The organism is Nocardia sp. NPDC004151 (genome assembly GCF_042874235.1).
Taxonomy (GTDB): Bacteria; Actinomycetota; Actinomycetes; order Mycobacteriales; family Mycobacteriaceae; genus Nocardia.
The window spans coordinates 1-26106 of the sequence record NZ_JBIAMR010000017.1 but is presented as its reverse complement, the minus strand read 5'-3'; the positions used below and the strand labels follow the sequence as shown (position 1 = coordinate 26106).

Genomic DNA, 26106 nt, shown 5'->3' with positions numbered 1-26106 from the left:
CCGATAAACTCGGACTCGTAAAGGAGTTCCCCGATGGCCTCGTCCTCAACTCGTCGCCCGTCCTGGTGGACTGTTGCTCCGGTGCTCGCGGTCGCGGCCCTGGGGCTCACCGCCTGCTCCAACAGCCAGGAATCGAGTGACGTCAAGGGGACGACCCCGCCGGTGTTCACCAGCTCGCCCGCTCCCGCGGGCGCTGCGCCCGGCCACGGCACCGAGGGCGACACCAACGCCCCCCGGGAGTCCACCGCCGTCACCCTGAAGGACCCCTCCGGTGGCACCGTCGGCACCGCGTCCGTCGTGAAGGTGGGCAACCACCTCGAGATCACCGTCGAAGCCCACGGCCTCAAGCCCGGCTTCCACGGCCTGCACATCCACCAGTTCGGCAAGTGCGAGACCAACTCCACCGCCCCCTCCGGCGGCGCGCCCGGCGACTTCCTGTCCGCCGGCGGCCACCTGCAGGTCGGTGAGCAGAACGCGCACCCCGCCAGCGGTGACCTGGACTCGCTCCAGGTGCTCAAGGACGGCACCGCCAAGCTGGTCACCACCACCGACGCCGTCACCCTGGAGGAGATCAAGGGCAAGGCCCTGATCATCCACGCCGGCGCCGACAACTTCGGCAACATTCCCACCCGGTACGCGCCCGCACCGGATGCGGACACCCTCGCGACCGGCGACGCGGGTGCACGGGTCGCCTGCGGCGTCGTCGCCTGAACCCCTTGAGGTGAGCATGGCCGGGGCAGGCATTTCGAAGGTCCCCTTCAATTCATCGCCCCGGCCCACGCTCGGTGTGGAATGGGAGGTCGCGCTCGTCGACAAGACGACGCGTGACCTGTCCAATACAGCCGCCGCCGTTTTCGAAGCCTGCGGTGATCTGCGCGCCTGGGACGGCACCCCGCAGATCACCAAGGAACTCCTGAAGAACACCGTCGAACTGGTCTCCGGCAAGCACGACACCGTGAGCGAGGTCGTCGACGAACTGCGCGCCACCCAGGACGCCGTGCGCCGCGCCGCCGACCAGGTCGGCGTCGACCTGTTCTGCGCGGGCACCCACCCGTTCGCGCAATGGTCCACCCAACAGCTCACGCGCAGTGCGCATTACGACGAACTCATCGAGCGCACCCAGTGGTGGGGCCGCCAGATGCTGATCTGGGGCGTGCACGTGCACGTGGGAATCTCGCACCCGGACAAGGTCTTCCCGATCCTCAACGCCATGCTGCCGTCGTACCCGCACCTGCTGGCGCTGTCCGCCTCCTCACCCATGTGGGCGGGCGTCGACACCGGCTACGCCAGCAACCGGGCGCTCATGTTCCAGCAGCTACCCACCGCCGGACTGCCCTTCCAATTCGACAATTGGGGCCAGTTCGAGGGTTTCGTGCACGACCAGATGAAAACCGGTGTGATCGAACAGATCGGCGGCATGCACTGGGACATCCGGCCCGCACCCAAATGGGGCACCATCGAGGTGCGCATCTGCGACGGCATCCCCACCAAGGTCGAACTGGCCGCCATCGTCGCCCTGATCCACTCCCTCGTGGTCGATCTCGACCGGCGGGTGGAGAACGGCGAAGCCCTGCCCGCCATCCTGCCGCCCTGGCACGTGCAGGAGAACAAGTGGCGCGCAGCGCGATACGGGCTCGACGCCATCATCATCACCGACGCCGACAGCAATGAGCGGCTCGTCACCGACGACCTCATGGACCTGCTCAACCGGCTCGAGCCGACCGCCAAGAGCCTCGGCTGCGAGAACGAGCTCGCCATGGTCGCCGACATCCCCAAGCGCGGCGCGTCCTATCAGCGACAGCGCCGGGTGGCCGCGGCCGCACAGGGCGATCTGGTGTCGGTGGTCGACTCGCTGGTCCACGAACTCGAGCAGTGACGCCGGGGCGGTACGGTTCACCGTCGCGAGTTCCATTGCTGTGATTTCAGTTACGCGATTCTGCGGCCGCTGTACGCCGTGGCCAGCGGCAATACCACGCTGACCGGCGGCTGTTCATCCGGGGTGGGATGCGGCGTTCAACTGGGTATGGGGTCGGCGTTCACACGGCGTTTACTATGGCTGGATGTTGCTCGACGATCCGCGTTCCCAGACCGGCGGCGCAGCACGCCGATCAGGGATGCGGATGCCGTCGCCGCGCGTCCGGATGACGGCCGTGCTCACCGTCGGAGCGCTCGCGCTCCTCGCCCTGCAGATCGTCGCCTCCCAGCACCACTTCACCGGTCCGCTGGAGAGCATCCGGGACGACTTCGTCGGCAATGCCAAATCTTTCACCGTGCCGTGGGCCGGACTCGGGCTCGCGCTCATCGGACTGGACTGGCGGCGGCGCTTCGTGGCCGTCGGCACGGCGCTCGGCATCGACGTCGCCTACCAGACGATTCGCAGCCTCTCCGGCGGTCCGCTGGCCATGGGCAACGGGCCGGTGCTGGTGCTGCTCGGCATCCTCGGGCTCGCCCTCTGGCGGTGGCAGGGCAAGGACCGCTCCAACGCGCTGCACGCCGCCGCGCTCGGCATCCTGCTGGTGCTGTCCAGCAAGGTCGCCGACGTCTGGCTCGGCATCACCGTGCTCGCCGGACCCCGCGTCCTCGACGAGCACATCGTGCTGGTGGACCACGCCCTCGGCGATCCCTCCTGGATGGCCGGGCAACTGCTGGAATGGCTGGGACCGGTGGCTTCCGCTGTCCTGCACTGGGTTTACATCGAACTGCCCGTCGGCGCGATGATCGTGACCATCTGGCAGCTGCGCAACGTGGTGAAGACCGGGGTGTGGCCGGGGCACTACCTGGTGCGGACCTTCCTGGTGATCGGGCTGATCGGGCCGCTCTTCTACGTCATCTTCCCCGTCGTCGGACCGATCTTCGCCTACGGCACGGAAGGGCACGCCTTCGCCCTCGGCAACTACTGGCCGAATGTGGTGCCGCCGGTGGACCTCTCGCCCGGCTCGATCGCCTTCGACCGATTCGCCCCGCGCAACTGCATGCCGTCGCTGCACACCGCGTGGGCGCTGTCGATCTTCGTCCACTCCCGCCGCGACCCGCTGACCGGCGCGCCCGCACCGACCTGGCTGCGCTGGGGCGGAACCTTCTGGTTGCTCGCCACCATCGGGGCCACGCTGGGCTTCGGGTACCACTACGGCGCGGACCTGGTGGCGGGCGTGGTGCTGTGCCTGGCCATCGAATCGGCGCTGCGCGCACCCGAACGCGGCTGGGATCGCGCCCGCGTCCAGCTGGTCGGCGCGGGGGCCGCGCTGTTCACCGCACTCCTGCTGTCCTACCGGTACCTGTCGGTCGAATTCGCCGAGCACCCGGTCCCGGCGGGCGCCCTCGTGATCGGCCTGTTCGCCGCCTACGTGACGGCGTTCTACCGGACCTGGTTCGCCGAACCCGCCACCGCTCCGGCCGCGGAACTGGACCTCGCCGCCCGCGCCTGACCGTACCCCGGTCTAATCGGCGGTGCCCCCGTTCGACGACCCCTCGGGCGGGGTGGCCGCCGCCGCGGACGGCACCGGCAGCGGCCGCAACCGCCGCAGCAGGAACATGCCCGCCAGACACCCGCCCGCCACCAGCACCGAGGTCCAGCCGGGTGTCGCCGTGGAACCCGAGCTGACCGTGCACATCCCCGAATTGCCCGACAGCATCGCGTAATCGCCACGTGCCACGTAATCCCGCATGCCCAGCACCGCCGACGGCACGAACAAGATGGAGGTCCCCAGCACCCGGCTCGGCACATACCGCGGCCGGGCCGCCAGCAGGCCGAAACCGAGCAGCCAGGACACCAGCGCCGCGCTGCCCACGATCAGCCACGCCTTGGCGGTGTCAGCGGTGAACGCCGTCGACACCCCGACCAGCATGGACAGCCACAGGGCCGGCATCGGCGCGGACACCTGACTGCCCGCCCACATGCCGAACGCGCTCACCGCCACCAGCAGCGGAATCGACCAGGCCGGCATCTCCGCCGCGATGGTGGCCGCGCCCACCGCGCCGACGCCCACCGCGATCAGCACGATCTCCCCGTCCCGCCCCGGCAGCAGCATGGACGCGATCATGGCGGTGCCGACCGAGGTCACCACGGCGAGCACGATGCCCGCCACGCTGCCGCCGTGCCGGGCCAGCCACTCCGCGCTGAACAGGGTGATCAGCACCATCAGCGTGCCCGCCAGGATCGGGGCCAGGGGCAGCTCGATCGACAGCCGTTGCGCGGCCGGTCCTTTCCGATTGATCAGCAGCGAGACCACGGCCAGTGCGAAGGCCAGCACCACCATCCACATGGGCGGGATGTCGGAGGCGTGCCAGTGGTCCTTTAGGTTGTCGGTGATGCTGCCGCCGCCCACCCGCGGCACCGGATTCACCGAACCCAGCAGCAGACTGATCAGAATGCCCAGCGTCCAGGCGAAAGAGGGCAGCCGGTGATGCAGCACCGCCGCCCCGAGCGCGCCCAGGATCACGCCCCCCGACAGCGAGTCGATGAAGTTCATCGTCGACAGCGAGGCATTCGGGTCGCCCGCGTGCCCCAGCGTGTGGTTGGCGACCAGCACCAGCAGCCCGCCCACCGTGGTCGACCAGGCCACCGACGGGCTGCCCATGGTGGTGATCAGCACCGCCACGATCATGGCGATGAGCACGCCCGCCGAGATGGCGCGGGGCAGGCTGTAGGCGAGCAGATCCAGTTGCAGGGCGGAACTTTGCGAGGTCCAGCCGAAGTCGATGGGCAAGGTCAGCGCGAGGCCAGCAACCAGTGCTGCGACCAGCGCGGTGATCGTTTCGGTAGCGACCTTGTACGACCTCACCTGCGCAAAAGTACCGGCCTACGGAGAGTCGATCGGTCCGACTCGCTTACTTTGTAGATTTTTGGCGAACTTACGGCCACATTCGGGCGTAGGCGGAGGAATCAGACCGAGCGCATCAAATCAGACATGGCTCGACTCGATCAGACATAGCCCGACGGGTCGCCCGGCGGACCCGACATCTCCCGCTTCGCCGCGAACAAGCGCAACGACTCCACCTGCACCGGATCCAGCGACGGCCGCACCGCCTTGCGCGCGGACGCCACATCCGCCGCGGTCACCTCCCCGGCCTCCACATCGCGGCGCATGGCGGCCAGCGCCGCCTCCCGCAACAGGGCCGAACAGTCCGCCGCCGAGTAGCCGTCCAGCTCACGGGCCAGCCGCCGCAGATTCACGTCCTTGGCCAGCGGCACCGACGTGGCCGCGGTGCGCAGGATCTCGGCCCGGGCGTCGGCGTCCGGCGGCGGCACGAACACCAGCCGCTCCAGCCGGCCCGGCCGGGTCAGCGCCGAATCGATCAGATCCGGGCGGTTGGTCGCGCCGACCACCACCACGTCCCGCAGCGGCTCCACCCCGTCCAACTCGGTGAGCAGAGCCGCCACCACCCGATCCGACACCCCGGAATCCGAGGACTGCCCGCGCTGCGGGGCCAGTGCGTCCACCTCGTCGAGGAAGATCAGCGACGGCGCGGAATCGCGTGCGCGCTGGAACAACTCGCGCACCGCCCGTTCCGAGGAGCCGACCCACTTGTCCATCAGCTCCGCGCCCTTCACCGCGTGCACGCTCAACTGCCCGGACCCGGCCAGCGCCCGCACCAGGAAGGTCTTGCCGCAGCCCGGCGGCCCGTAGAGCAGCACCCCGCGCGGCGGCTCGATCCCCAGACGGGCGAACGAATCCGGATGCTTCAGCGGCCACAGCACCGCCTCGGTCAACGCCTGCTTGGTCTCCGCCATGTCGCCGACATCGTCGAGACTCAGGTTGCCGATGGACAATTCCTCCGACCCGGACCGCGACAGCGGGCGGATCACCTCCAGCGCCCCGGTCAGATCCTCCTGCCGCAGTACCGGATCCACGTCCTGACCGCTGTCGTGGTGTTCGCGGCTGGCCCGGGCCGCCGCCCGCAGCGCCGCCTCGCGGACCAGCGCCGCCAGATCCGACACCACGAATCCCGGTGTCCGCAGCGCGATCTCGTCGACCTCGAGGTCCTCGGTCGGGGCCTTGCGCAACAACTGTTCGAGCAGCGCGGCCCGCACCGCGGCGGTCGGCAGCGGCAGCGACACCTGCCGGTCGAACAGGTCGGGACCGCGCAGCCGCGCGTCCAGGCCCAGTGGATTCGAGGTGGTCGCCAGCACCGCCACCGCGGGCACCGCGATCACCCGGCGCAGCTGGTCCAGGATCATGGTGGCCACCGGCTCGGCCTCGGCCGGCAGCAGTGCGTCGATATCGGTGATCAGCAGGACTCCGCCCGCGCCGGAACCGATCTCCTGCATCTTGTCGCCGACATCGCGAAAACGCTTGCCGCTCTCGGTCGCGCCGACCGCCGGGCCGTCCAATTCCACCAGCCGCCGCGACCCCACCACCGCCCGCGCCAGCGTCGCCTTACCGACGCCCGCCGGGCCCGTGATCAGCACGCCCAGCTGCGAACTCGCGCCCAGCGCCTTCAGCAGCTCGGGCTCGTCCAACGCCAGATTCAGCCACTCCCGCAGCTTCGCGGCCTGGGCCTGCACCCCGGCCAGATCGGCGACGGCCACCGCCGAGGTCGGGGCGGTCGTCACCGGGCGCTCGGCGGCGACGAGCGGCGAACCGTCGAGGGGGACGTCGTCGAGCAAGCCGAGCGGCGCGTCGGTCGAGCCGAAGGTCGTGCCCAGCGTCACCGCCGTGCTCGGCAGGATGGTGACCGGGCCCGGATACGGCTCGGTGGCCACCACCGTCAGCACCTCGGAGGTCCAGGCGATCCCCAAGCCCTTCAACGCCTTCCGGGCCGCGGCCGGATTGTCGCTGGGCAGCAGGTCACGCGGCAGCAGGGTGACGGTGTCGCCCACGGTGACGATCTTCCCCAGCAGCGCCTGCCGCAGCGTCGACTCCGGAATCGCGGCCATGGCCAGCGACGAACCCGTCACCGAGACGCGGCGGGCGTCGGTCTCGGTGGCCGGGGCGATGGTGACGTCACCGCCGTCGCGCACCTTCGCGTTCGACAGCGTCACCTCGTCGAGCAGGGCGACGCCGGTGCCGAAGCCCTGCGACGGCTTGAACGTCCCCACCACGGCCGTGGTGCGCCGCCCGCCGGTCAGGGTGACTCCCTGCCCCGGATGCAGAGCCAGCGCCATCAGGACTTCGGGGTGCAGGCGCACCAGCCCCCAGCGGGCGTCGCCGCCCGAGGAGTTGCGTTGCGCGGTCAGCGTGAATTCCGGCACCCGTCAATTCTGCCCGGGGGAACCGGCCGCCGGTGACTATCCGCGTGGGATGGTCATCCGCGCTGGCCCGGACGGCGCAGGCGCAGCCGCGCCGTCGACACCCGAGGCACCCGTCCGGCCAGCGGCCGCTCGCGGCGCTGGGCCTTGCGCTGGGCGCGGCGCTCGGCGGGCTTGTGGTTCCAGGTCTCCGGCCGGGCGGCCACCCAGCGCGCGGAGTGCACCGCGAACGGGATGTGGCCCAGGTACAGCACCACCAGCGCCATCATCAGGATCAGCGGGTAGGTGACCAGCAGCGCGGCCGCCAGGGCGACCAGCACCAGCAGGATCGGCGCGGTCCTCGGGGCCACCGACACCGACTTGACGGCCAGCGTCGGCAGCGTGCTCACGCACAGCAGACCGGTCAGCACGGTCCACACCGCCACCATCGGGAAGCTCACCCACCAGCCGTCGCCGAACTGCTCCGACAGCGCGATGGGCGTCAGCACGATCAACGCGCCCGCGGGCGCGGGCACCCCGACGAAGTACTCCCGCTGCCAGTCCGGCCGGTTGTCGTCGTCCATCAGGGTGTTGAACCGGGCCAGGCGCAACACCATGCAGACCGCGAACATCAAGGCCAGCACCCAGCCGATGCTGTCGGCGTGCAGGAAGGTCACGTACAGCACCAGGGCGGGCGTGACGCCGAACGCGATCGCGTCCGACAGCGAATCCAGTTCCGCGCCCATCTTGGAGGTGGCGTCCAGCATGCGGGCGATTCGGCCGTCCAGCATGTCGAACACCGCGGCCGCGCCGACCAGCGCCAGCGCGAACCCCAGCTGCCCCTGGATGGCGAACTTCACCGCCGACAGGCCCGAGCACAGGCCCAGCACGGTGACCATGCTGGGCAGCAGCCGGATGGTGCGGTTGCGGCGGCGCGCAGACGGCGCGGGCGCGAGTTGCTCCATCATGAATCCAGTTCGGCCAGTACCGTTTCCGCACCGATGGTGCGCTGCCCGGGGGTGACCAACAGCTTGGTCCCGGCCGGGAAGTAGGTGTCGACGCGCGATCCGAACCGGATCAGGCCGTAGGTGTCGCCGATGCTCAGCTTGTCGCCGGTCTTGGCCTCGCACACGATGCGGCGCGCCAGCAGACCGGCGATCTGCACGACCACGATCCGCTGCCCCGACCCGGTCTCGATGACCATGCTGTTGCGCTCGTTGCGGTCGCTGGCCTCGGGCAGGTCGGCCGACAGGAAGTGCCCCTTCTGGTAGGCGATCTGCTCCACCAGGCCGCTCACGGGCACCCGCTGCACGTGCACGTCCAGCACCGACAGGAAGATGCTCACCCGCGGCAGCGGGGCGTCACCCAGGCCGAGCTCGGCCGGCGGCACCGCGGTGTCGACCAGGGCGACCTCGCCGTCGGCGGGCGCGACCACCACGCCGGGGCGGTTCGGCGGCACCCGGTGCGGGTGCCGGAAGAAGGTGGCACAGGCCGCGGCGGCGGCCAGTCCGGTGCGCCGCACCCACTTCCGGCGGAAGCCCAGCGCGGCCACCGCCAGCGGCGCCGCCACGAACGGCAGGCCGGCCGGGTGCAGCGGTGGAATGGAGGATCGGACCAGGTCGGCCACGTGACCGAGTCCGGTCGTTTCCGGGGTGCCGGGCGGGGTGGGGCGACGGGCCACGAGCTCCTCTTTCATGCGCGGATGGTTGCGGTCATAGACCGCGTCACACACTACGGGAAGCGCGTCGGACGCTCGCGTTCTCGGTTGCCCAAGGCCTCGGTGAACGATCTTCCAGCGGTATGTGAAGCACTGGTCACCGTATGCGTAATTGTGAGCGGAAGCACATACGTGAGAAGCTGTCCGGATTAAGCTGAGGGAGCCTCATGTATGCGGCATTCCGGCCGCGGGGGTGGGGAACTCGATGAAGGTCACGTTCGACGCGCAGTACGCAGTACATAAGGGAGAACCAATGTCTGCTCGAATTGCCTCGATCAGCGGGGCAGAGCACACGGCAATGCTCGGGCTCGGCGTGTACCGGCCGGAGCGAATCGTCACCAATGACGAGGTGGCGGGGCCGATAGATTCCAGCGACGAATGGATCCGGACCCGGTCCGGCATCCGTACCCGGCGCTTCGCCTCCCCCGAGGAGACGATCATCAGCATGAGCGCCGCGGCCGCCCGCGACGCCATCGACGCCGCGGAAGTCGATCCCGCCACGATCGACTGTGTCATCGTCGCGACCTCTACCTGGCTCTTGCTGACGCCTGCCGCGGCTCCGCAGATCGCCACCGAACTCGGCCTGCAGAATGTGGCCGCCTTCGACGTCTCGGCCGGGTGTGCGGGCTTCTGCCACGCGGTCGCGTTGGCCTCGGATCTGGTCAAGGGCGGTACCGCCCGCAATGCCCTGGTCATCGGCGTGGAGAAGCTCACCACCACGGTCAACCCGAAGGACCGTGGCACGGCTTTCCTGTTCGCCGACGGCGCGGGTGCTGTGGTGATCGGCCCGTCCGACGAAGCCGGGATCGGGCCCACCGTGTGGGGCTCGGACGGCACTCAGCACCGCGCCATCCGTCAGGACAAGGACTGGATGGAGTTCTTCGCCGAGATCGACGAACACGGTCTCGACGCCGTCCGGCCCTATCTCGCCATGGAGGGTACGGCCGTGTTCCGCTGGGCCGCACACTCTTTGGAGAAGGTCTGCCGCGATGCCATCGAAGCGGCCGGGCTGACCCCGGCCGATCTGGACGCCATGGTTCCGCACCAGGCCAACGGCCGGATCATCGAGATCATGGCCCGGGTGCTGAAGCTCCCCGAGGACTGCGCCCTTGCCAATGACATCGAGGAGGCCGGCAACACCTCCGCCGCCTCGATTCCGCTGGCCATGGAGGCCATGATGCGCAAGGGCGACGCCAAACCCGGCGGCACCGCCCTGCTCATCGCCTTCGGCGCGGGCCTGTCCTACGCGGCCCAGGTGGTCCAGCTGCCGAACTGGAAGTAGCGGTCAGTCCATATCCCAGGCGGCGGTCACGGTGAACGTGACCGTCTGCTGGCCTGGCTCGAGGTTGATGGTGGGCGCGGCCCCGGAGGGCAGGGCGTCCTTGTACATCGGCGTCGGAGTGGGCCCGCTGCCGTTCTCGCTGATGGTCTTGACCTTCTTCAGCTTCAGCCCCGACAGGTCCGCGTACTGCTGGGCGCGGCTCTTGGCGTCCTCGAAGGCCCGGGCGCGGGCGTCCGCCAGCAGCTTGGTGTTGTCCTCGAGCCCGAAGGCGACCGAGCTGATGCGGGTGTCGTTGCCGCCCGCCTGCACCGCGGCCGACAGGATGCCCGACGCCTTGGGCAGGTCCCGCACGGCCACGTGCATGGTGTTGGTGGCGCGATAGCCGGTGATGGTGCGTCCCTCCGGCCCGTAGGAGGGCTGGACTGACAGGTCGCTGGTCTTGATGTCCTCACGCTTGGCGCCCGCGGTGACCATGGCGTCGGTGATGGCCTTCGCCTTGGCATTGGCCTGATCGACCGCCGCGGACACGTCGGTCGCGCTGACCTCGGTGCCGAGGTCGGCGTTGAGCACGTCCGGGGTGCCCTGGACCTTGCCGGTGCCGGTGACCGTCACGGTGCGGTCGCCCGAGTCCGAGCTACCGCATCCGGTCGCCAGAATCGCGACACCGGCGGCCGCGGCGCAGATCGCTGTGAGTCGTCGCATAGGCCGAACCTACGCTCAGCGCTCCAGAAGTTCCTTGATCCGGCCGAGGGTTTCGTTCATACCGTCGACCAGCCCGCCCTCGAAGGCCGCCTCGCCGCCGAAGACCTTGTCGACGGTGAACTGCAGCCAGCCCGGCAGCTTGCCCTTGGGCACGTCGCGGCGCTGGATCAGCTTGGTGCCGCCGGCCGCGGTGGGTTCGAGAGTGTAGCTCCAGACGGTGCCGTTCTCGTTCATCCGGAACGCCAGCGCGTGGTTCGGCTCGAAGCGCACGATCCGCGACGTGCTCGGGTACACGTAGCCCTCGGCCTTGTTGAGGTTCACCGTCCAGGTGCCGGTGCGGACCGTGCGGCCCAGCGGCTGCATGCGCAGGGTGTTGGGGCTGAACTCGCGGATTCGCTGCAGGTCGGAGACGACGCTCCAGACCTGGTCCGGCGCGGCCGCGATGTCGATGCTGGCTTCGAGGGTGTTCGGCAACGCTGCCTCCGGGGACGTGACGGTCGGTTACGGGCATCCTAGTTCGCGTGGCCTGGGTCACCGGGCGGCCGTGGCGTGGATCACCCGCTCCGACCTGGGCGTATGAAATGTGACCCCGCGGTCGTTCCCGGCGACCAGATCGCTTGGGTCACATTGTTGGGGTGTTGATGTCCGAAATGTAATGACTGGCGCACAATATGAGATAAACGAAGTTACAGACACAGCCACCTGCTTCCGACTGGGAAACGTGAGGTGATCGGCCGTGAACCTGCGTTCGCTTCTGCATCTGGAGAGCAAGACCGTCCCGCTCCTCCCTGCCGACGAGTCCGGAACCGATGCGGATTCCGCCGAATCCAAACCACCCGGCACGTCCGGCCGCAAGGCGAATCGGGCGCTCGAGGAACGCCTCGAGCGATTACTGACCCCGACCGAGATGGATCTCATTCAGCATCACCGAATTTGAGTCCGCGATACTGGTCAGGTGACTTCACCCTCTGCCGTCAAGCCGGCCATTCTCAGCGTCGACGACGACCCCGGCGTCTCGCGGGCCGTCGTGCGCGATCTGCGCCGCCGGTACGGGGCTGATTACCGGATTCTGCGGGCGGAGTCCGGCGCGGACGCCCTCGATGCCCTGCGTGAGATGAAACTGCGCGGCCAGCCGGCCGCGGTGCTGATCGCCGACTACCGGATGCCCGGGATGAACGGCGTCGAATTCCTCGAACAGGCCATGGACCTGCACCCGTACGCCCGCCGGGTGCTGCTCACCGCCTACGCGGACACCAATGCCGCGATCGAGGCCATCAATGTGGTGGACCTCGACCACTACCTGCTCAAACCGTGGGACCCGCCGGAGGAGAAGCTCTACCCGGTCGTCGACGCCCTGCTGGAGGCCTGGCGCGGCGACGAGCACAAGCCGGTGACCGAGACCAAGGTGGTGGGCCACCGCTGGTCGGCCCGCTGCTCGGAAGTGCGGGAGTTCCTGGCGCGCAACCAGTTGCCGTATCGCTGGTACCAGGTCGACGAGCCGGAGGGCGCGCGCCTGCTGACCGCGGCGAACGCCACCGAAGACCAGTGCCCGGTCATCATCAGCCCCGGTGGCGACGTGCTGATCATGCCGACCGACGCGCAGCTGGCCGAGGGCGTCGGCCTCAATACCGACGCCTCCAGCGACTTCTACGACCTGATCGTGGTCGGCGGCGGACCAGCCGGGCTGGGCGCGGCCGTCTACGGCGCCTCCGAGGGCCTGCGCACCGTGCTCGTCGAACGCACCGCCACCGGCGGCCAGGCCGGGCAGAGCTCCCGCATCGAGAACTACCTCGGCTTCCCCGACGGCCTGTCCGGCGCCCAGCTCGCCGACCGCGCCCGCCGCCAGGCCGTGAAGTTCGGGGCCGAACTGATCACCGCCCGCGAGGTGGTGGCGCTGGAGGCCTGCGGGTCGGCGCGCGTGGTGAAGTTCGCCGACGGCGGCAGCGTCGCCGCGCATTCGGTGCTGATCGCCACCGGCGTCAACTACCGCCACCACCCGGCCCCCGGCGTCGACGACTACACCGGCCGCGGCGTCTATTACGGCTCCGCCATGACCGAGGCCAGCGACTGCGCCGGCAAGGACGTCTACATCGTGGGCGGCGCGAACTCGGCGGGTCAGGCCGCGGTGTTCCTGTCCCGCCGGGCCCGCACCGTGCACATCCTGGTGCGCGGTGAATCGCTCGAGGCGTCCATGTCGCACTACCTGATCCAGCAGATCGCGCAGATCCCGAACATCAAGGTGCACACCCGCACCGAGGTGGTGTCCGCCGACGGCGACGACCACCTGGAGCGGATCGTGCTGCGCGACAACGCCTCCGGGACGGAAGAAAAGGTGGACGCCGAACGGTTGTTCCTGTTCATCGGCGCCGCACCGGAAACCGACTGGCTCGACGGCATCGTCAAACGCGACGACGCCGGCTACGTGCTGGCCGGACCCGATCTCATGGTGGACGGCGAACGGCCCGCGGGCTGGGAACTGCCGCGTCCCCCACAGCATCTGGAGACCAGCGTGCCCGGCGTCTTCGTCGCCGGTGACGTGCGTTCGGAATCGGCGAAGCGGGTGGCCTCGGCGGTCGGCGAGGGCGCGATGGCCGTCATGCTGGTGCACCGCTGGCTGGCGAAACAGTAGGAGTAGGCGCATATGGGCAACACCCGATTGATCTGCGACCCGAACGAACTGCGGCACCTGTTCCTGTTCGAGAAGCTCGACGACGAGCAGCTGGCCTGGCTGTGCCGCGACGGGCGGGTCGAGATGTTCGAGCCCGGACTGGTTTTCCGTGAGGGCGACCCGGCCACCTGCTTCTACGTCCTCATGGACGGCGAGGTGCGGCTGACCAAGATGTCGGGCGGCGAGGAGATCGAACTCGTCCGCACCGAGCATGTCGGCTCGTACTCGGGCGCGTGGACCGCCTACATGGGCGACAAGGTCGAGCAGACCTACACCGCGTCCTTCTACGTGACCAGGCCCTCGAAGTTCTTCGTCCTCGACGCGGGAACCTTCGCGAAGATGATGCAGGACTGGTTCCCGATGGCCCTGCACCTGCTGGAAGGGGTCTTCTTCGGCAATCGCAATGCCAATGAGCGCATCGGCCAGCGGGAACGGCTGCTGGCGCTGGGCTCGCTGTCGGCGGGCTTGACCCACGAGCTGAACAATCCGGCCGCCGCCGCCGTGCGCGCCACCTCCTCGCTGCGCGAGCGGGTGGCCGGGATGCGGCACAAGCTGAAGATGATGGCGCACGGCAAGTTCAACTCCGAGACGCTCGAGGCGTTGGCCCAGTTGCAGGAGGAGGCGGCCGCGCAGGTCGCCAAGGCCCCGGTGCTGACGCCGCTGGAGGCCGCCGACCGCGAGGACGAGCTGGGCGACTGGCTCGAGGACCACGGGGTCGGCAACAGCTGGGACATCGCGCCCAACTTCGTGCAGGCCGGTTTCGATCTGGACTGGATGGAGAGGGTGCACGGCACCCTGTCCGGTTGCGGCGGTGACGTCTTCGAGGCGGCCATGCGCTGGCTCAACTACACCGTCGAGACCGAGTTGCTGATGAACGAGATCACCGACTCGACCAACCGGATCTCCACGCTGGTGCACGCGGCCAAGCAGTACTCGCAGATGGACCGGGCCCCGTTCCAGGTGGTGGATCTGCACGAACTGCTGGACAGCACGCTGGTCATGCTGGCCCGCAAGATCGGCGACGACATCACGGTGGTCAAGGAGTACGACCCGGCGCTGCCGCCGGTGCCGTGCTACGCGGCCGAACTCAACCAGGTGTGGACGAATCTGATCGACAATGCCGTGTCCGCGATGGGCGGGCGCGGTACGCTCACCGTCCGTACCTATCGCGAGAACGAGTGCGCGGCAGTGGAAATCGGCGATACCGGGCCGGGCGTGCCGGACGAGATCCGCACCCGCATCTTCGAACCGTTCTTCACCACCAAACCGGTGGGCGAGGGCACAGGGCTGGGTCTGGACATCTCTTTCCGGATCGTGGTGAACAAGCATCACGGCGATATCCGGGTCGAATCCGAGCCCGGGAGTACGCGTTTCATCGTGCGGCTGCCGCTGGAGGCGGCGAACCCCGCGCCGGCCGAGGCCGAAGCGGAACCGGCGACGACAGGAGGCAACTGATGACCGAGCAGATCAAGGGCATCGATCCGAGCGTTCCGCCCAGCGGGGCGGGCTGCGCGGAATGCGACGCGGCCGGCGGCTGGTGGTTCCATCTGCGGCGCTGTGCGGAGTGCGGCCATATCGGTTGTTGTGACAACTCGCCGAGTCAGCACGGCACCAAGCACTTCCGCGAGACCGGGCATCCCTTCATTCAGAGCTATGAGCCCGGTGAGGACTGGTTCTACAATTTCGAGACCGAGGATATGTACAGCGGCGGTCCCGAACTGGCCGCCCCGACCTCGCATCCGGCCGATCAGGGGGTGCCGGGCCCGCGTGACCGGGTGCCCGCGGACTGGCAGCAGCGCCTGAACTGACCGGCTCACCGGCCGGTAAAAACCGGCCGACCAGACTTTTCCTTTCCGGCTCCGGCGGAGCCGGGTACGCTGCTGCGAGCGCCGGGGCGGTCCGGCGATTCGGCACTCTCGGGAAAGTTCGGAAAGCAGGGTATGAAGCGTCTTTCGATGGTCGCCCTCACCGCAGGTGCGATCGCCCTCACCTTGGGCGCGGCTCTCACTGGCTGTGGTTCGGACAAAGCCGGTAGCAGTAATGGCCTGAAACAGGCCGAGACCACCACCGCGGCGGCCAGAACCACCAGCGCCGCCCCGACCACGGCCGCGATCCCGGCCGAGTCGCCCGTCGACGCCCCCGCCGCGGTCCCCACCGCCGCGACGGTGGCCAAGAAGACCAGTGCCCCCAACGGCGCGCAGACCACCTGCGCCGACTTCCGCGACCTCACCGAGGACGCCGAACGGCAGGTCATCCAGCAGGTGCTGGCCGCGCACCCGGGGTCCTTCCTGGACGGCAGCCCCAATGCCGCGCTGAGTACGGCGAAACTCGCCTGCATGTCCGGAAATTACGCCAACACCCCGGTCGCCGTCGCGATCCGGGTGGCGCCCAAGTAGTCTCACGGGAGAATTTCCGGGAGGCGGCACACGTGGTGGAATTCGAACGGCACCGGCCGCGTCTCTTCGCGCTCGCGTACCGCATGCTCGGATCCGCCGCCGAGGCCGAGGACGCCGTCCAGGAGACCTACCTGCGCTGGCACGGCACCGATCGCACCGACATCCGTTCCGTCGAAGCCTGGCTGACCACCATCCTGGTGAATCTCTGCCGCACCTGGCTGGATTCGGCCCGCGCCCGCCGCGAGACCTACGTCGGGCCCTGGCTGCCCGAACCGGTCCCCACCGGCCACGGCGAACTCGGCCCGCTGGAATCGGCGGAACAGCGGGAACTGGTGTCGATGGCGTTCCTGGCGCTGGCCGAACGGCTCAGCCCCACCGAACGCGCGGTGTTCGTGCTGCGGGAGGCCTTCGGCTACGCGCACCGCGAGATCGCCGACATGCTCAGTCTCACCGAATCCAATGCGCAACAGGTGTACCGCCGCGCCGCGCACCGGGTGCACGAGGAGAGGCCCCGCTTCGAGTCGGCCCCGGCGCACGCGCGGGAACTGGTCGAAAAGTTCCTCAGCGCAGCGCAATCCGGTGATCTCGCCGCGCTGGAGTCCATGTTCACCGCCGATATCGTGGCGCTGGCCGACGGCGGTTCGAAGGTCAATGCCGCGAAGCGGCCGATCGTCGGCGCGGAGAAGGTGGCCCGCTACCTGCTGGGTCTGTTCGGCAAGATCCCGAGTTTCGGCGCCGACATCAGCGTCGTGATCGAAGAGGTCAATGCCGCGCCCGCCTTCGTGGTGCGCGCGGACGGGGCCGTGCTCGGCACCATCTCCGTCGGCTTCGACGGCGACTCGATCGCCTCGGTCCAGCTCGTGGTGAACCCGGACAAGCTGGCCTATTTCGCGTCGCACGATCGAGTGTGACGCAGGGAACACCCGGATTCTGTCAGGGATCGGGGGGCTGTCCGGTCTAGAGGGTGTCGGCTACCGAGCGGGGCCGGAAAAGGAGCACTCTCATGACCGGGCAGCATCGAATCGTCGTTCTGGGCGCGGGCTACGCGGGACTGGCCGCGGCGCGGGAAGCGATCAAGGCCAAGGGCGCGCACGTCACCGTCATCGACCTGCACACCGAATTCGTGGACCGGGTGCGGCTGCACCAGGTCGCCGCCGGGCAGGACGTGGCCCGCTGGGAACTGCGGAAGACCTTGGCGGCCAAGGGGATCGAGTTCGTCAACGGCCGCGCCGAGCGCATCGACACCGAGGCTCGCCGCGTCGAACTGGCCACCGGCGAGGCCGTCGCGTACGACTCGCTGATCTACGCCCTGGGCAGCCGCGCCGACCTCTCGATGGTGCCCGGCGCGGCCGAATTCGCGCACACCGTGGCCACCTCGGAGGATGTGCGCCGGATTCCCGCCCTCACCGGCCGGGTCGCCGTGGTCGGCGGCGGGGCGACCGGCCTCGAGACCGCCACCGAACTGGCCGAGAGCAACCCCGGCCTCGAAGTGGTGCTGGTCAGCTCGGACGAGCCGGGCGGCTGGCTGATCCCCAAAGCCGTCGCGCACATTCGCGCCGTCCTGGATCGGCTCGGCGTCCAGGTGCGGGTCGCCAAGGTGGCGGCGGTGACCGGCACCGGCCTCGACCTGGTGGACGGCGACCACGTCGACGCCGACATCGTGCTCTGGACAACGGGTTTCAAGGTGCCCGAGGTGGCTGCCCGCTCGGGTCTGCCGGTGGACGGACGCGAACGGGTGCTGGTCGACGACCGGCTGCGGGTCCGCGGTCTCGCCGATGTGTACGCGGTCGGTGACGCGGCGGTGATGATCGGGCACAACGGCCGCGAGGCCCGGATGTCGTGCCAGGCCGCGCAGCCCGCGGGCAAGTACCTGGGTGCGGCCGTCGCGGCCCGGCTGCGCGGCAAGCAGCCGGGGCCCTTCACCCCGCGCTTCGTCCTGACCTGCATGAGCCTGGGCCGCCGCGACGGTCTGGTCCAGTTCATGAAGGCCGACGACTCGAACGGCAGCATCGCGCTGACCGGCCGTACGGCGGCGTGGATCAAGGAGCAGATCGTGGGCGCGGTGGGCCGGGCTGCCAAGCTCTGATCGACACGCCGAAGAATCGTCAACCAATGGTTGACCAATCCATCTTGGTCAACCTAAAGTTGACGCATGACGAACTCGATCCGCCTCGACGACCTGATCGACGGCATCAAGAAGGCCCGCCCCGACGACGTGCTCGAGCAGCTCTCCGACGCCGTGGTGCTGGGCAACCACATCGGCGAGGTGGCCGACCATCTGATCGGCCACTTCGTCGACCAGGCCCGCCGCTCCGGCGCGTCCTGGACCGATATCGGCCAGAGCATGGGCGTCACCAAGCAGGCCGCCCAGAAGCGCTTCGTCCCCAAGACCCCCGCCGACGCCGGACAGGCGGCGGCTCTCGACCCGAATGCCGGTTTTGCCCGCTTCACCCCGCGCGCCCGCCAGGTGGTGATGGCCGCCCAGGAGGAGGCCCGGGCCGTCGGCAATCTGGAAACCCGCCCCGAACACCTGATCCTCGGCCTGCTCTCGGAGCCGGAATCGCTCGCGGTCAAGGTGATCGAGGCCAAGGGCATCTCCGCCGACGCCGTCCGCCGGGTGGCCACCGCCGCGCTGCCCGCCGCCACCGGTGACCCGGTTCCGCCGCTCATCCCCTTCGACGCGCAGGCACGCAAGGCCCTCGAGCTGACGTTCCGTGAGGCGCTGCGGCTCGGCCACAACTACGTCGGCACCGAGCACCTGCTGCTCGCCCTGCTCGATCTGGAACACGGTGCGGGCATCCTGTCCGGCCTGGGTCTGGACAAGGATGCGGTGCAGGCCGACGTCGCGGGCCTGCTGGCGTCGCTGACCGCGCCCGCCGCGCCGGCGGGTACCGAGGACACGCAGTAGTCCGCGTGTCGTTCCGCCCCGCTGCCGACCTGGTGATGTAAGCCCCGGTACCGATGTCCTCGCGCCGGATCCCCTGGGGAGCATGTTGCGGCAGATACGATTGTGGAATGGCGGACGACGAGGGTTCCGACCTAGTTGCGGGGGAGCAGCGCGCTGACCTGCTGCGCGCGCTCAGCTATGTCTCCACAGAGGACACGCCCGACGGCGGCTACATCGTGAACGGAGACCTCCCACCCGAGGTCGCGCCTCCGTTCATCCGGGCGATCATGCGTATCGAAGCCGAACTCCTGCTGCAGGACGCCGAACTCGTCACCATCGAGCACGGCGAGCCCCGCACTCCCGAGGAGCGCCGCACGGATGCGCTGATCGCCCTGCTGCTGCGGGTCGACGACCGCTCGCACTTCTCGTAGTAGCGGGCGGGCGGCCGGACCGCACGAGGCGACTCGTGCGGTCTTGCGCGCGTTCCGGGGCCCGGCCCCAACCTTGCAGTCGCAGGGGGTGAGTGCTAGAAATGGGTTTGGCACTCCATACCTGTGAGTGCTAGGTCGGGGCGGTGAGGCCGGGCTGGTTAACAAGCTCCTCGGTCGTCCGTCGCGGGCACCATGCCTGGCCAGAACACTGTCAATCCCCAGATCTGGAGGATCTCAACGCAATGGCCAAGACAATTGCGTACGACGAAGAGGCTCGCCGCGGTCTCGAGCGTGGTCTGAACGCTCTCGCTGACGCCGTCAAGGTGACCCTGGGCCCGAAGGGCCGCAACGTCGTGCTGGAGAAGAAGTGGGGCGCCCCCACCATCACCAACGACGGTGTCTCCATCGCGAAGGAAATCGAGCTCGAGGACCCGTACGAGAAGATCGGCGCGGAGCTCGTCAAGGAAGTCGCGAAGAAGACCGACGACGTCGCGGGTGACGGCACCACCACCGCCACCGTGCTGGCCCAGGCGCTGGTCCGTGAGGGCCTGCGCAACGTGGCCGCCGGCGCCAACCCGCTCGGCCTGAAGCGCGGCATCGAGAAGGCCGTCGAGGCCGTCACCGCCAAGCTGCTCGACACCGCCAAGGAGGTCGAGACCAAGGAGCAGATCGCCGCCACCGCCGGTATCTCGGCCGGCGACTCGTCCATCGGTGAGCTGATCGCCGAGGCCATGGACAAGGTCGGCAAGGAAGGCGTCATCACCGTCGAGGAGAGCAACACCTTCGGTCTCCAGCTGGAGCTCACCGAGGGCATGCGCTTCGACAAGGGCTACATCTCCGGTTACTTCGTGACCGACCCCGAGCGTCAGGAAGCGGTCCTCGAGGACCCGTACATCCTGCTCGTCGGCTCGAAGATCTCGACCGTCAAGGACCTGCTGCCGCTGCTGGAGAAGGTCATCCAGGCCGGCAAGCCGCTGCTGATCATCGCCGAGGACGTCGAGGGCGAGGCCCTGTCGACCCTGGTCGTGAACAAGATCCGCGGCACCTTCAAGTCCATCGCCGTCAAGGCGCCGGGCTTCGGTGACCGTCGCAAGGCCATGCTGGCCGACATCGCCATCCTGACCGGTGGCGAGGTCATCAGCGAAGAGGTCGGCCTCTCGCTGGAGACCGCCGGCATCGAGCTGCTGGGCCAGGCCCGCAAGGTCGTCATCACCAAGGACGAGACCACCATCGTCGAGGGCGCGGGCGACGCGGAGGCCATCAAGGGCCGCGTGCAGCAGATCCGCACCGAGATCGAGAACTCGGACTCGGACTACGACCGTGAGAAGCTGCAGGAGCGTCTGGCCAAGCTGGCCGGCGGTGTCGCGGTCATCAAGGCGGGCGCGGCCACCGAGGTCGAGCTCAAGGAGCGCAAGCACCGCATTGAGGACGCCGTCCGCAACGCGAAGGCCGCCGTCGAAGAGGGCATCGTCGCCGGTGGTGGCGTGGCCCTGCTGCAGTCGGCTCCGGCCCTGGACGCGCTGACCCTGTCGGGTGACGAGGCCACCGGTGCGAACATCGTTCGCGTCGCGCTGTCCGCGCCGCTGAAGCAGATCGCCTTCAACGCGGGCCTGGAGCCCGGCGTCGTCGCCGAGAAGGTCTCGAACCTCCCCGACGGCCACGGCCTGAACGCCGACTCCGGCGAGTACGTCGACCTGCTGGCCGCCGGCGTTGCCGACCCGGTCAAGGTCACCCGCTCGGCCCTGCAGAACGCGGCCTCCATCGCGGCCCTGTTCCTGACCACCGAGGCCGTCGTCGCCGACAAGCCGGAGAAGGCCGCCCCCGCGGGCGACCCGACCGGCGGCATGGGCGGCATGGACTTCTAGTCCGCCGTTCCGGCAACGGAATTTGATCGACCTGAGCCCGGTCACCTCACGGTGACCGGGCTCAGTGCTGTGTGCGGTGAGGTTCGGCAACGGAATCGAACGACCTGGGCTGTGCGTGGTGAGGATCGGCACCGACAACACTCGGCGGCGGCCCGACCCCGAGCCCCGGTGGGAAACCGCGAATGCCGGGCCGGAATCGGCGAATGGCGGGCCCACATTGTCGCTCCGAGGAGGCGGGCCGGGTGTTGCCTGCGACCAGCACGGTGGCGCCGGTCAAGTCGGCGGCGCTGGGCACCGGCGGCGGCATGACCGGCAGGTCCAGGCGATCGTCGACGCCGGTGTAGAACTCGGAGATCGTCGTGTGCGGGCCGAGGTCGTCGGGTCGCGGGTTGGAGTCAGTCGGTGGTGGGGAGGCCGACGAGGTCGGCCATCAGGTTCATGTGGTGGTGGAAGTAGTCGGCGACGGCTTCGATGGTGCCGTCGAGGCGGCCGAAGATCTCGAAGGTGACCAGGCCGAAAAGCTGTGTCCAGCCGACGAATACGCGATCGAGGGCCTCCTCGGGCAGGTCGGCGGACTGTTGTTCGATGAGGGCGCGGAGGTCCGCGCGGACGGGGGCGGGCAGGGGGGTGGGCAGGGCGGCGGGGGTGAGTTGGTCGGCGGCCGCGGCCCGGGTGGCGATGCCCGCGAGCAACAGGACGACGGTGGCGGCGGGGCCGACGGTGTCCTTCGGCGCGTCGTAGCCGGGGATGGGACTGCCGTAGAGCAGGCCGTATTCGGTGGGGTTGGCGAGAGCCCAGTCGCGGACGGCGGTGCAGACCGAAAGCCATTGTGCGCGTGCGTTGTTCGCATCGGCGGCGTCGTGAGCGGCGGTGGCGGCCGCGCTGAGGGAGCGGTAGCCGTCCAGGATGAGCGCGGTGAGCAGGTCGTCGCGGCTGGGGAAGTAGCGGTACAGCGCGGAGGCGACGATGCCGAGGTCGCGGGCGACGCCGCGCAGCGACAGATTGGCGCCGTCGGTGGCCAGCCGCGTGCGGGCGGTGGCCTTGATCTCCTCGATCATCTCGGTGCGGACGCGGGCGCGCAGGGATCCGGCGGACATGGTCGCAGTGTAGAGAACAGGAAACCGTTGAGAGAACGGTAGGCGACTGAGAGAACAGTGTTCTTGACAGGAAACGGCGTGCACTCCTACCGTCGAGAGTGCGAGAACAGTGTTCTCGGAACACCCATCCGACAGGATCGAGGACCCCATGTCCCTGCACGTCGTCATAGGAGCGGGCCCGGTGGGCACGGCCACCGCGCGGCTGCTCGCCGCCCGGGGCGACCACGTCCGCATCGTCACCCGCAGCGGCTCCGGCCCCGAGCACCCGAATATCGACCGCGTCACCGCCGACGCCACCGACCCGCAGTCGCTGCTCGCCCACTGTCAGGGCGCGACCGCCCTCTACCAATGCGCCCAGCCCGCCTATCACCGCTGGTCACAGGATTTCCCGCCCCTGCACCACGCCGTTCTGGCGGTGGCCGAGCGCTCCGGCGCGCCCCTGATCACTGTCGGAAACCTGTACGCCTACGGCGAATTCGACGGCCCGGTCTCCGAGTCCCACCCGTTGCGCCCGAACTCGGTGAAGGGCCGAGTTCGCGCGGACATGTGGTCCGAGCAGTTGGCCGCCCACCGATCCGAGCGCATCCGCACCGCCGAGGTGCGCGGCTCGGACTACCTCGGTCCGGCCGCGACCTCGGTTTTCACCGTCATGGTGTTGCCGGCCGTGCTCGCGGGCAAGCGGGCCCTGGCTCCCGCGGACCTGGATGCCCCGCACAGCTGGACCGCGACCGCGGACGTCGCCCGCCTGCTGGTCGCGATCGCCGACGACGAAACCGCCTGGGGCCGAGCCTGGCACGTGCCCACCGCGCCGCCGCTGTCGATCCGAGCCCTCGCCGACCTGACCGCGTCGGTGGCCGGCGCGCCGACCGCCCGCATCGGCCGCCTGCCCGCCGCACTGCTCTGGGCGGCGGGCCTGTTCAACCGCGACGCCCGCGAAATGCGTGAGCTGCGCTATCAGTTCGACCGCCCCTTCGTCCTGGACTCCTCCGCCGCCACCAGCCGTTTCGGGCTCGCGCCTACGTCGCTCGAGGACACCCTGCGCGCCACGCTCGACGGACTTCCCGGCGGCGTTCCCGCTCGCACCGCCGCGGGAAGGTAGGTCACGCGATGTCTCCGATGCGCGATTCCGTATCGCCCGGCGCTCCTGACCCGGCGAGCATCGTTGCGTCCACCACCGCCCAGGTCGCCGGCGCTGACGGTGCGCCCGCCACCGCCCAGGTCTCCGGCGCGGACGGTGTGCCCGTGGCGGCCGAAGCCGCACACGCGAACGCCGTGCTCGCCTCCCATCCGGGCCGCGCAGTCGTGAACGCAGTGGTGCCGGCCGGTTCCGATCGGCGGAGGGTCGACGTCGCAGGGCCGCTGATCATGCCCGCCCAGGTCCCGGGCGGCGCCTCCGCTGCCGCCGAGTTCCGGAGCGCGGGCGGCGTATCCACGGCAGCCGAGTTCACCGACGTGGACGGTGTCCCTGCCGGTACCGGCGGCGCGGCCGTGACCGCTGTGACGCCAACTGCTTCCGACCGGCGAGCGTCCGGCGCTGCGAGGGCGCTGCTGGTGCCCGCGTTGATCGTCGCGGCGGTGGTGTCCATGAACGCTGGGTTCGCCGGCTTGGGCGCGGTCTTCGATTACCCGCGGGTCTTGTCCCGTCCGGGCACGGAGGTACTGGCATCGTTCCGGATGCACGAGTCCGCGGTGGTCGCCTGGTTCTCGGTGCTCGTGGTCGGCGCGCTGCTGTTCGTTCCGATCGCGCTGGGGGTGGGCCGTCGCACGGATTCGCCGCGCATGCGCTGGGCGGTGCGCGCCGGGGTGGCGGCGGGGGTGGTGCAGGCGGTCGGCCTGTCGCGCTGGCAGCTGCTGGTGCCGGGGCTCGCCACTCGTGCGGCTTCCGAGGTCGGAAGTTCCACGGCGGTCACCGAATTCGGGTTCTGGAACAGGCTGTTGGGCTCGTTCGTCGGAGAGACGCTCGGCTACTCGTTGACCGCCGCGTGGACGGTGCTGGTGGTCTCGGTCCTGCGGCGCGAGGGCTTCCCGCGCTGGTTCGCGGTCCTCGGCACGACGTCGGCGGCACTGATCCTGCTCGGTGTGGCTGCCCCGTGGCAGGTGGCGGGTGCGCAGCAGGCGAACTTCGCCGGGTATGTGCTGTGGAGCGGGTGGATGCTGGGGCTGGCCGTGTTGTGGGGCCGCCGTCGCGGGTGACGGCGGCCGGGTGTTCACATGCCTTGGCGGAAGCGGGCGTTGCGAATGGTGTCGGCGCGTTCGGGGAGGACGCTGTCGATGAGCGCGGCGACCCGGCCCATGACCGGGGCCAGCCGGCGGGGGCGGTCGATGATGGCGTCGCAGATGATCCGGCCGCCTTCGTCCGCGGTGAGCGCGTTGGCCGTGGCCTGCTGGTAGACGGGGTTGGCGGTGATCATGTCGGTGCGGACGAGGGGGAGGTAGATCGAGGTGAATCGGAGGTTCTCGGTCTGGGTCTCGGCTTGCAGGTTGGTGCTGAGCGAGTCGAGGGCGGCCTTGGACGCGACATACGCGGCGTAGCCGGGCCCGCCGTACAGGTTGGCGAGCGACAGGATGTTGATGATCTGTCCGTCGCGGCGGTCCCGCATGGCGGGGGCGAAGGCGAGGATGAGGCGGACCGCCGCGAAGTAGTTGAGCCGCATGGTGCGCTCGTAGTCGTGGAAGCGGTCGTAGGACTCGTCGAGCCGGCGGCGAATGGATCGCCCGGCATTGTTGACGAGGATGTCCACCCGGCCGTGATCGGCGAGCACCTTCGCGGTCATGGCGTCGAGCGCCTCGAAGTCGTTGAGGTCGCAGGGGTAGGCGGCGGCCCGCCCGCCCGCGGCCTCGATCTCGGAGACCGCGTCGGAGAGCTCGTCCGCGCGGCGCGCGACCAGGAGAACGGTGGCCCCGGCCGCGCCGAGCTGCACGGCGGCGACTCGTCCGATTCCCGAGGAAGCCCCGGTGATGAGCACGGTCCGGCCCGCGACGGCGTCGGCGAGGGTGCGGTAGCGCCGCAGCCGGGACAGGCTGACCTGGGTGTCGAGGCCGTGGCGGATCTTGTGCAGCAGTCCACTGATGTCGTGCATGCCCAGTGATGCTAAGTGCCGCACCGGGATTCGGTGGGGGTTCGGATTCGTGTCCCGGTCAGCGCCGGGGATGACGTTCGGAGAGCATGGCGGCGGCATCGATGGCACGGATACCGAGGAGTGCGGCGGCGGCCGCGACGGTCGCGTGCGTGGCGGGATCGTCGGGATGCGCGGGGTCGAGGAGGAGCTCCACCAATTCCATGGCGGCGATCGCTTGTTCACGGGTGACGAGGCGCCCGGGCAGCCAACTAACGCGCCAGTCGGTTTCGTTATTGCCGGGGAGTCTTTCCGCGAACTCGTCGGCGATGCCACTCGTCATCGACCAAGCACACACGTACACCCGCGAATTATGCCTCTGACCAGCCGATTTGACTTCTGTTCGTAGCAACACGTAACTTAGTCCAGGTCAGAGCGACACGGACACCGACCCGGAGCCCCAAGGGCCTGGGAAACGAGGTTGGACGAGGAGCGCCTGACAATCACACTAGTTCCACCTGACCAGCGGATTTGGTTCCGCTGATACGGCTGGGCTAAGCTGTAAAAGTTGCCTCACGATCGAGCGGGACTAAGAGCCCGGGAGATCGTTTGTGCGTGTGTTCTTTGAGAACTCAATAGTGTGTCGATGAATGTCAGTGCCAAATAATATATTTGGTTCCAATCATTCTCACCCCCGTGAGGGTGGTTGGACATTTAAGTCGGTCATTTTCCGGCCGACTAATTTTGCTAGGTTTTCGGACTCTGGTTCGAGATACTTCTGATTCGCTGCTTCGGCAGTAAATCTAGAGTCTTCAACGGAGAGTTTGATCCTGGCTC

The 26106-nt window shown here is 69.1% G+C and carries 25 protein-coding genes; 16 read left to right on the top strand and 9 right to left on the bottom strand.

Going from position 1 to position 26106, the window contains the following annotated elements; all coding sequences use genetic code 11:
- The first annotated feature begins 33 nt into the window (after positions 1-33).
- The 3 genes from ACFYTS_RS29850 to ACFYTS_RS29840 all read left to right on the top strand — a co-directional run bounded on the left by ACFYTS_RS29850 (position 34) and on the right by ACFYTS_RS29840 (position 3425).
- On the top strand, positions 34-711 hold the full coding sequence (locus tag ACFYTS_RS29850; RefSeq protein WP_357284644.1) for a superoxide dismutase family protein: 678 nt from the start codon (positions 34-36) through the stop codon (positions 709-711).
- Positions 712-727: 16 nt separating this feature from the next.
- Complete coding sequence (locus tag ACFYTS_RS29845; protein WP_357284641.1) at positions 728-1876, top strand: glutamate--cysteine ligase; 1149 nt, start codon at positions 728-730, stop codon at positions 1874-1876.
- Positions 1877-2060: 184 nt separating this feature from the next.
- Positions 2061-3425, top strand: a complete 1365-nt coding sequence (locus ACFYTS_RS29840; RefSeq protein WP_387308884.1) for a DUF5933 domain-containing protein — start codon at positions 2061-2063, stop codon at positions 3423-3425.
- A 12-nt stretch (positions 3426-3437) separates the two neighbouring features.
- On the opposite strand, the gene ACFYTS_RS29835 is transcribed toward ACFYTS_RS29840, so the two are convergent.
- The 4 genes from ACFYTS_RS29835 to ACFYTS_RS29820 all read right to left on the bottom strand — a co-directional run bounded on the left by ACFYTS_RS29835 (position 3438) and on the right by ACFYTS_RS29820 (position 8849).
- Positions 3438-4781 carry a hypothetical protein gene (locus tag ACFYTS_RS29835; protein WP_357284636.1) on the bottom strand — a complete coding sequence of 448 codons (1344 nt, stop codon included), beginning with the start codon at positions 4779-4781 and terminating at the stop codon, positions 3438-3440.
- 140 nt (positions 4782-4921) lie between these two features.
- Entirely contained in the window at positions 4922-7192 is a 2271-nt protein-coding gene (locus tag ACFYTS_RS29830; RefSeq protein ID WP_387308881.1) for an AAA family ATPase, read from the bottom strand.
- A gap of 53 nt (positions 7193-7245) precedes the next feature.
- On the bottom strand, positions 7246-8136 hold the full coding sequence (gene pssA, locus ACFYTS_RS29825) for a CDP-diacylglycerol--serine O-phosphatidyltransferase (RefSeq protein WP_357284631.1): 891 nt from the start codon (positions 8134-8136) through the stop codon (positions 7246-7248).
- Positions 8133-8849, bottom strand: coding sequence for a phosphatidylserine decarboxylase (locus tag ACFYTS_RS29820; RefSeq protein WP_387308978.1), 717 nt, complete (start codon positions 8847-8849; stop codon positions 8133-8135). Before ACFYTS_RS29820 ends, pssA begins: the two co-directional genes overlap by 4 nt.
- A gap of 289 nt (positions 8850-9138) precedes the next feature.
- Between ACFYTS_RS29820 and ACFYTS_RS29815 the strand changes: the two genes are divergently transcribed.
- The gene (locus ACFYTS_RS29815; protein ID WP_357284627.1) at positions 9139-10167 is read left to right on the top strand and encodes a beta-ketoacyl-ACP synthase III; all 1029 of its coding nucleotides are present in this window, start codon (positions 9139-9141) and stop codon (positions 10165-10167) included.
- Between the two features lie 3 nt (positions 10168-10170).
- Here the strand turns inward: ACFYTS_RS29815 and ACFYTS_RS29810 are convergent, their stop codons facing one another.
- Together ACFYTS_RS29810 and ACFYTS_RS29805 are read right to left on the bottom strand one after the other, a co-directional pair.
- A complete protein-coding gene (locus ACFYTS_RS29810; protein WP_357284624.1) occupies positions 10171-10869 on the bottom strand; it encodes an SIMPL domain-containing protein in 699 nt (232 codons plus the stop codon).
- A gap of 15 nt (positions 10870-10884) precedes the next feature.
- Entirely contained in the window at positions 10885-11343 is a 459-nt protein-coding gene (locus ACFYTS_RS29805) for an SRPBCC family protein (protein WP_357284622.1), read from the bottom strand.
- Between the two features lie 262 nt (positions 11344-11605).
- On the opposite strand from ACFYTS_RS29805, the gene ACFYTS_RS29800 reads away from it, so the two are divergent.
- From ACFYTS_RS29800 to groL, 10 genes are all read left to right on the top strand, one after another.
- On the top strand, positions 11606-11806 hold the full coding sequence (locus tag ACFYTS_RS29800) for a hypothetical protein (RefSeq protein WP_357284620.1): 201 nt from the start codon (positions 11606-11608) through the stop codon (positions 11804-11806).
- 18 nt (positions 11807-11824) lie between these two features.
- The gene (locus ACFYTS_RS29795) at positions 11825-13498 is read left to right on the top strand and encodes an FAD-dependent oxidoreductase (RefSeq protein ID WP_357284618.1); all 1674 of its coding nucleotides are present in this window, start codon (positions 11825-11827) and stop codon (positions 13496-13498) included.
- A 12-nt stretch (positions 13499-13510) separates the two neighbouring features.
- A complete protein-coding gene (locus ACFYTS_RS29790; protein WP_387308878.1) occupies positions 13511-14992 on the top strand; it encodes an ATP-binding protein in 1482 nt (493 codons plus the stop codon).
- Complete coding sequence (locus ACFYTS_RS29785; protein WP_357284614.1) at positions 14992-15345, top strand: UBP-type zinc finger domain-containing protein; 354 nt, start codon at positions 14992-14994, stop codon at positions 15343-15345. Before ACFYTS_RS29790 ends, ACFYTS_RS29785 begins: the two co-directional genes overlap by 1 nt.
- A 132-nt stretch (positions 15346-15477) precedes the next feature.
- Positions 15478-15933, top strand: coding sequence for a hypothetical protein (locus ACFYTS_RS29780; protein WP_357284612.1), 456 nt, complete (start codon positions 15478-15480; stop codon positions 15931-15933).
- A gap of 32 nt (positions 15934-15965) precedes the next feature.
- Positions 15966-16844: an RNA polymerase sigma-70 factor gene (locus tag ACFYTS_RS29775; RefSeq protein WP_387308876.1), complete on the top strand. Its 879-nt coding sequence runs from the start codon at positions 15966-15968 to the stop codon at positions 16842-16844.
- A 92-nt stretch (positions 16845-16936) separates the two neighbouring features.
- Complete coding sequence (locus ACFYTS_RS29770; RefSeq protein ID WP_387308874.1) at positions 16937-18019, top strand: NAD(P)/FAD-dependent oxidoreductase; 1083 nt, start codon at positions 16937-16939, stop codon at positions 18017-18019.
- Positions 18020-18085: 66 nt separating this feature from the next.
- The gene (locus ACFYTS_RS29765) at positions 18086-18841 is read left to right on the top strand and encodes a Clp protease N-terminal domain-containing protein (RefSeq protein ID WP_357284606.1); all 756 of its coding nucleotides are present in this window, start codon (positions 18086-18088) and stop codon (positions 18839-18841) included.
- Positions 18842-18948: 107 nt separating this feature from the next.
- Positions 18949-19251, top strand: coding sequence for a hypothetical protein (locus ACFYTS_RS29760; protein ID WP_357284604.1), 303 nt, complete (start codon positions 18949-18951; stop codon positions 19249-19251).
- 242 nt (positions 19252-19493) lie between these two features.
- Positions 19494-21116: a chaperonin GroEL gene (groL, locus tag ACFYTS_RS29755; protein WP_357284602.1), complete on the top strand. Its 1623-nt coding sequence runs from the start codon at positions 19494-19496 to the stop codon at positions 21114-21116.
- A 395-nt stretch (positions 21117-21511) separates the two neighbouring features.
- On the opposite strand, the gene ACFYTS_RS29750 is transcribed toward groL, so the two are convergent.
- Entirely contained in the window at positions 21512-22213 is a 702-nt protein-coding gene (locus ACFYTS_RS29750; protein ID WP_387308871.1) for a TetR/AcrR family transcriptional regulator, read from the bottom strand.
- Between the two features lie 148 nt (positions 22214-22361).
- On the opposite strand from ACFYTS_RS29750, the gene ACFYTS_RS29745 reads away from it, so the two are divergent.
- Positions 22362-23312: an NAD-dependent epimerase/dehydratase family protein gene (locus ACFYTS_RS29745; RefSeq protein WP_387308869.1), complete on the top strand. Its 951-nt coding sequence runs from the start codon at positions 22362-22364 to the stop codon at positions 23310-23312.
- Positions 23313-23320: 8 nt separating this feature from the next.
- A complete protein-coding gene (locus ACFYTS_RS29740) occupies positions 23321-24406 on the top strand; it encodes a DUF4386 domain-containing protein (protein ID WP_387308867.1) in 1086 nt (361 codons plus the stop codon).
- A 14-nt stretch (positions 24407-24420) separates the two neighbouring features.
- Here ACFYTS_RS29740 and ACFYTS_RS29735 read toward each other — a convergent pair whose 3' ends face one another.
- Both ACFYTS_RS29735 and ACFYTS_RS29730 read right to left on the bottom strand, forming a co-directional pair.
- The gene (locus ACFYTS_RS29735; RefSeq protein ID WP_387308865.1) at positions 24421-25293 is read right to left on the bottom strand and encodes an SDR family NAD(P)-dependent oxidoreductase; all 873 of its coding nucleotides are present in this window, start codon (positions 25291-25293) and stop codon (positions 24421-24423) included.
- Positions 25294-25351: 58 nt separating this feature from the next.
- On the bottom strand, positions 25352-25612 hold the full coding sequence (locus tag ACFYTS_RS29730) for a hypothetical protein (protein ID WP_357284592.1): 261 nt from the start codon (positions 25610-25612) through the stop codon (positions 25352-25354).
- Between the last annotated feature and the right edge of the window lie 494 nt (positions 25613-26106).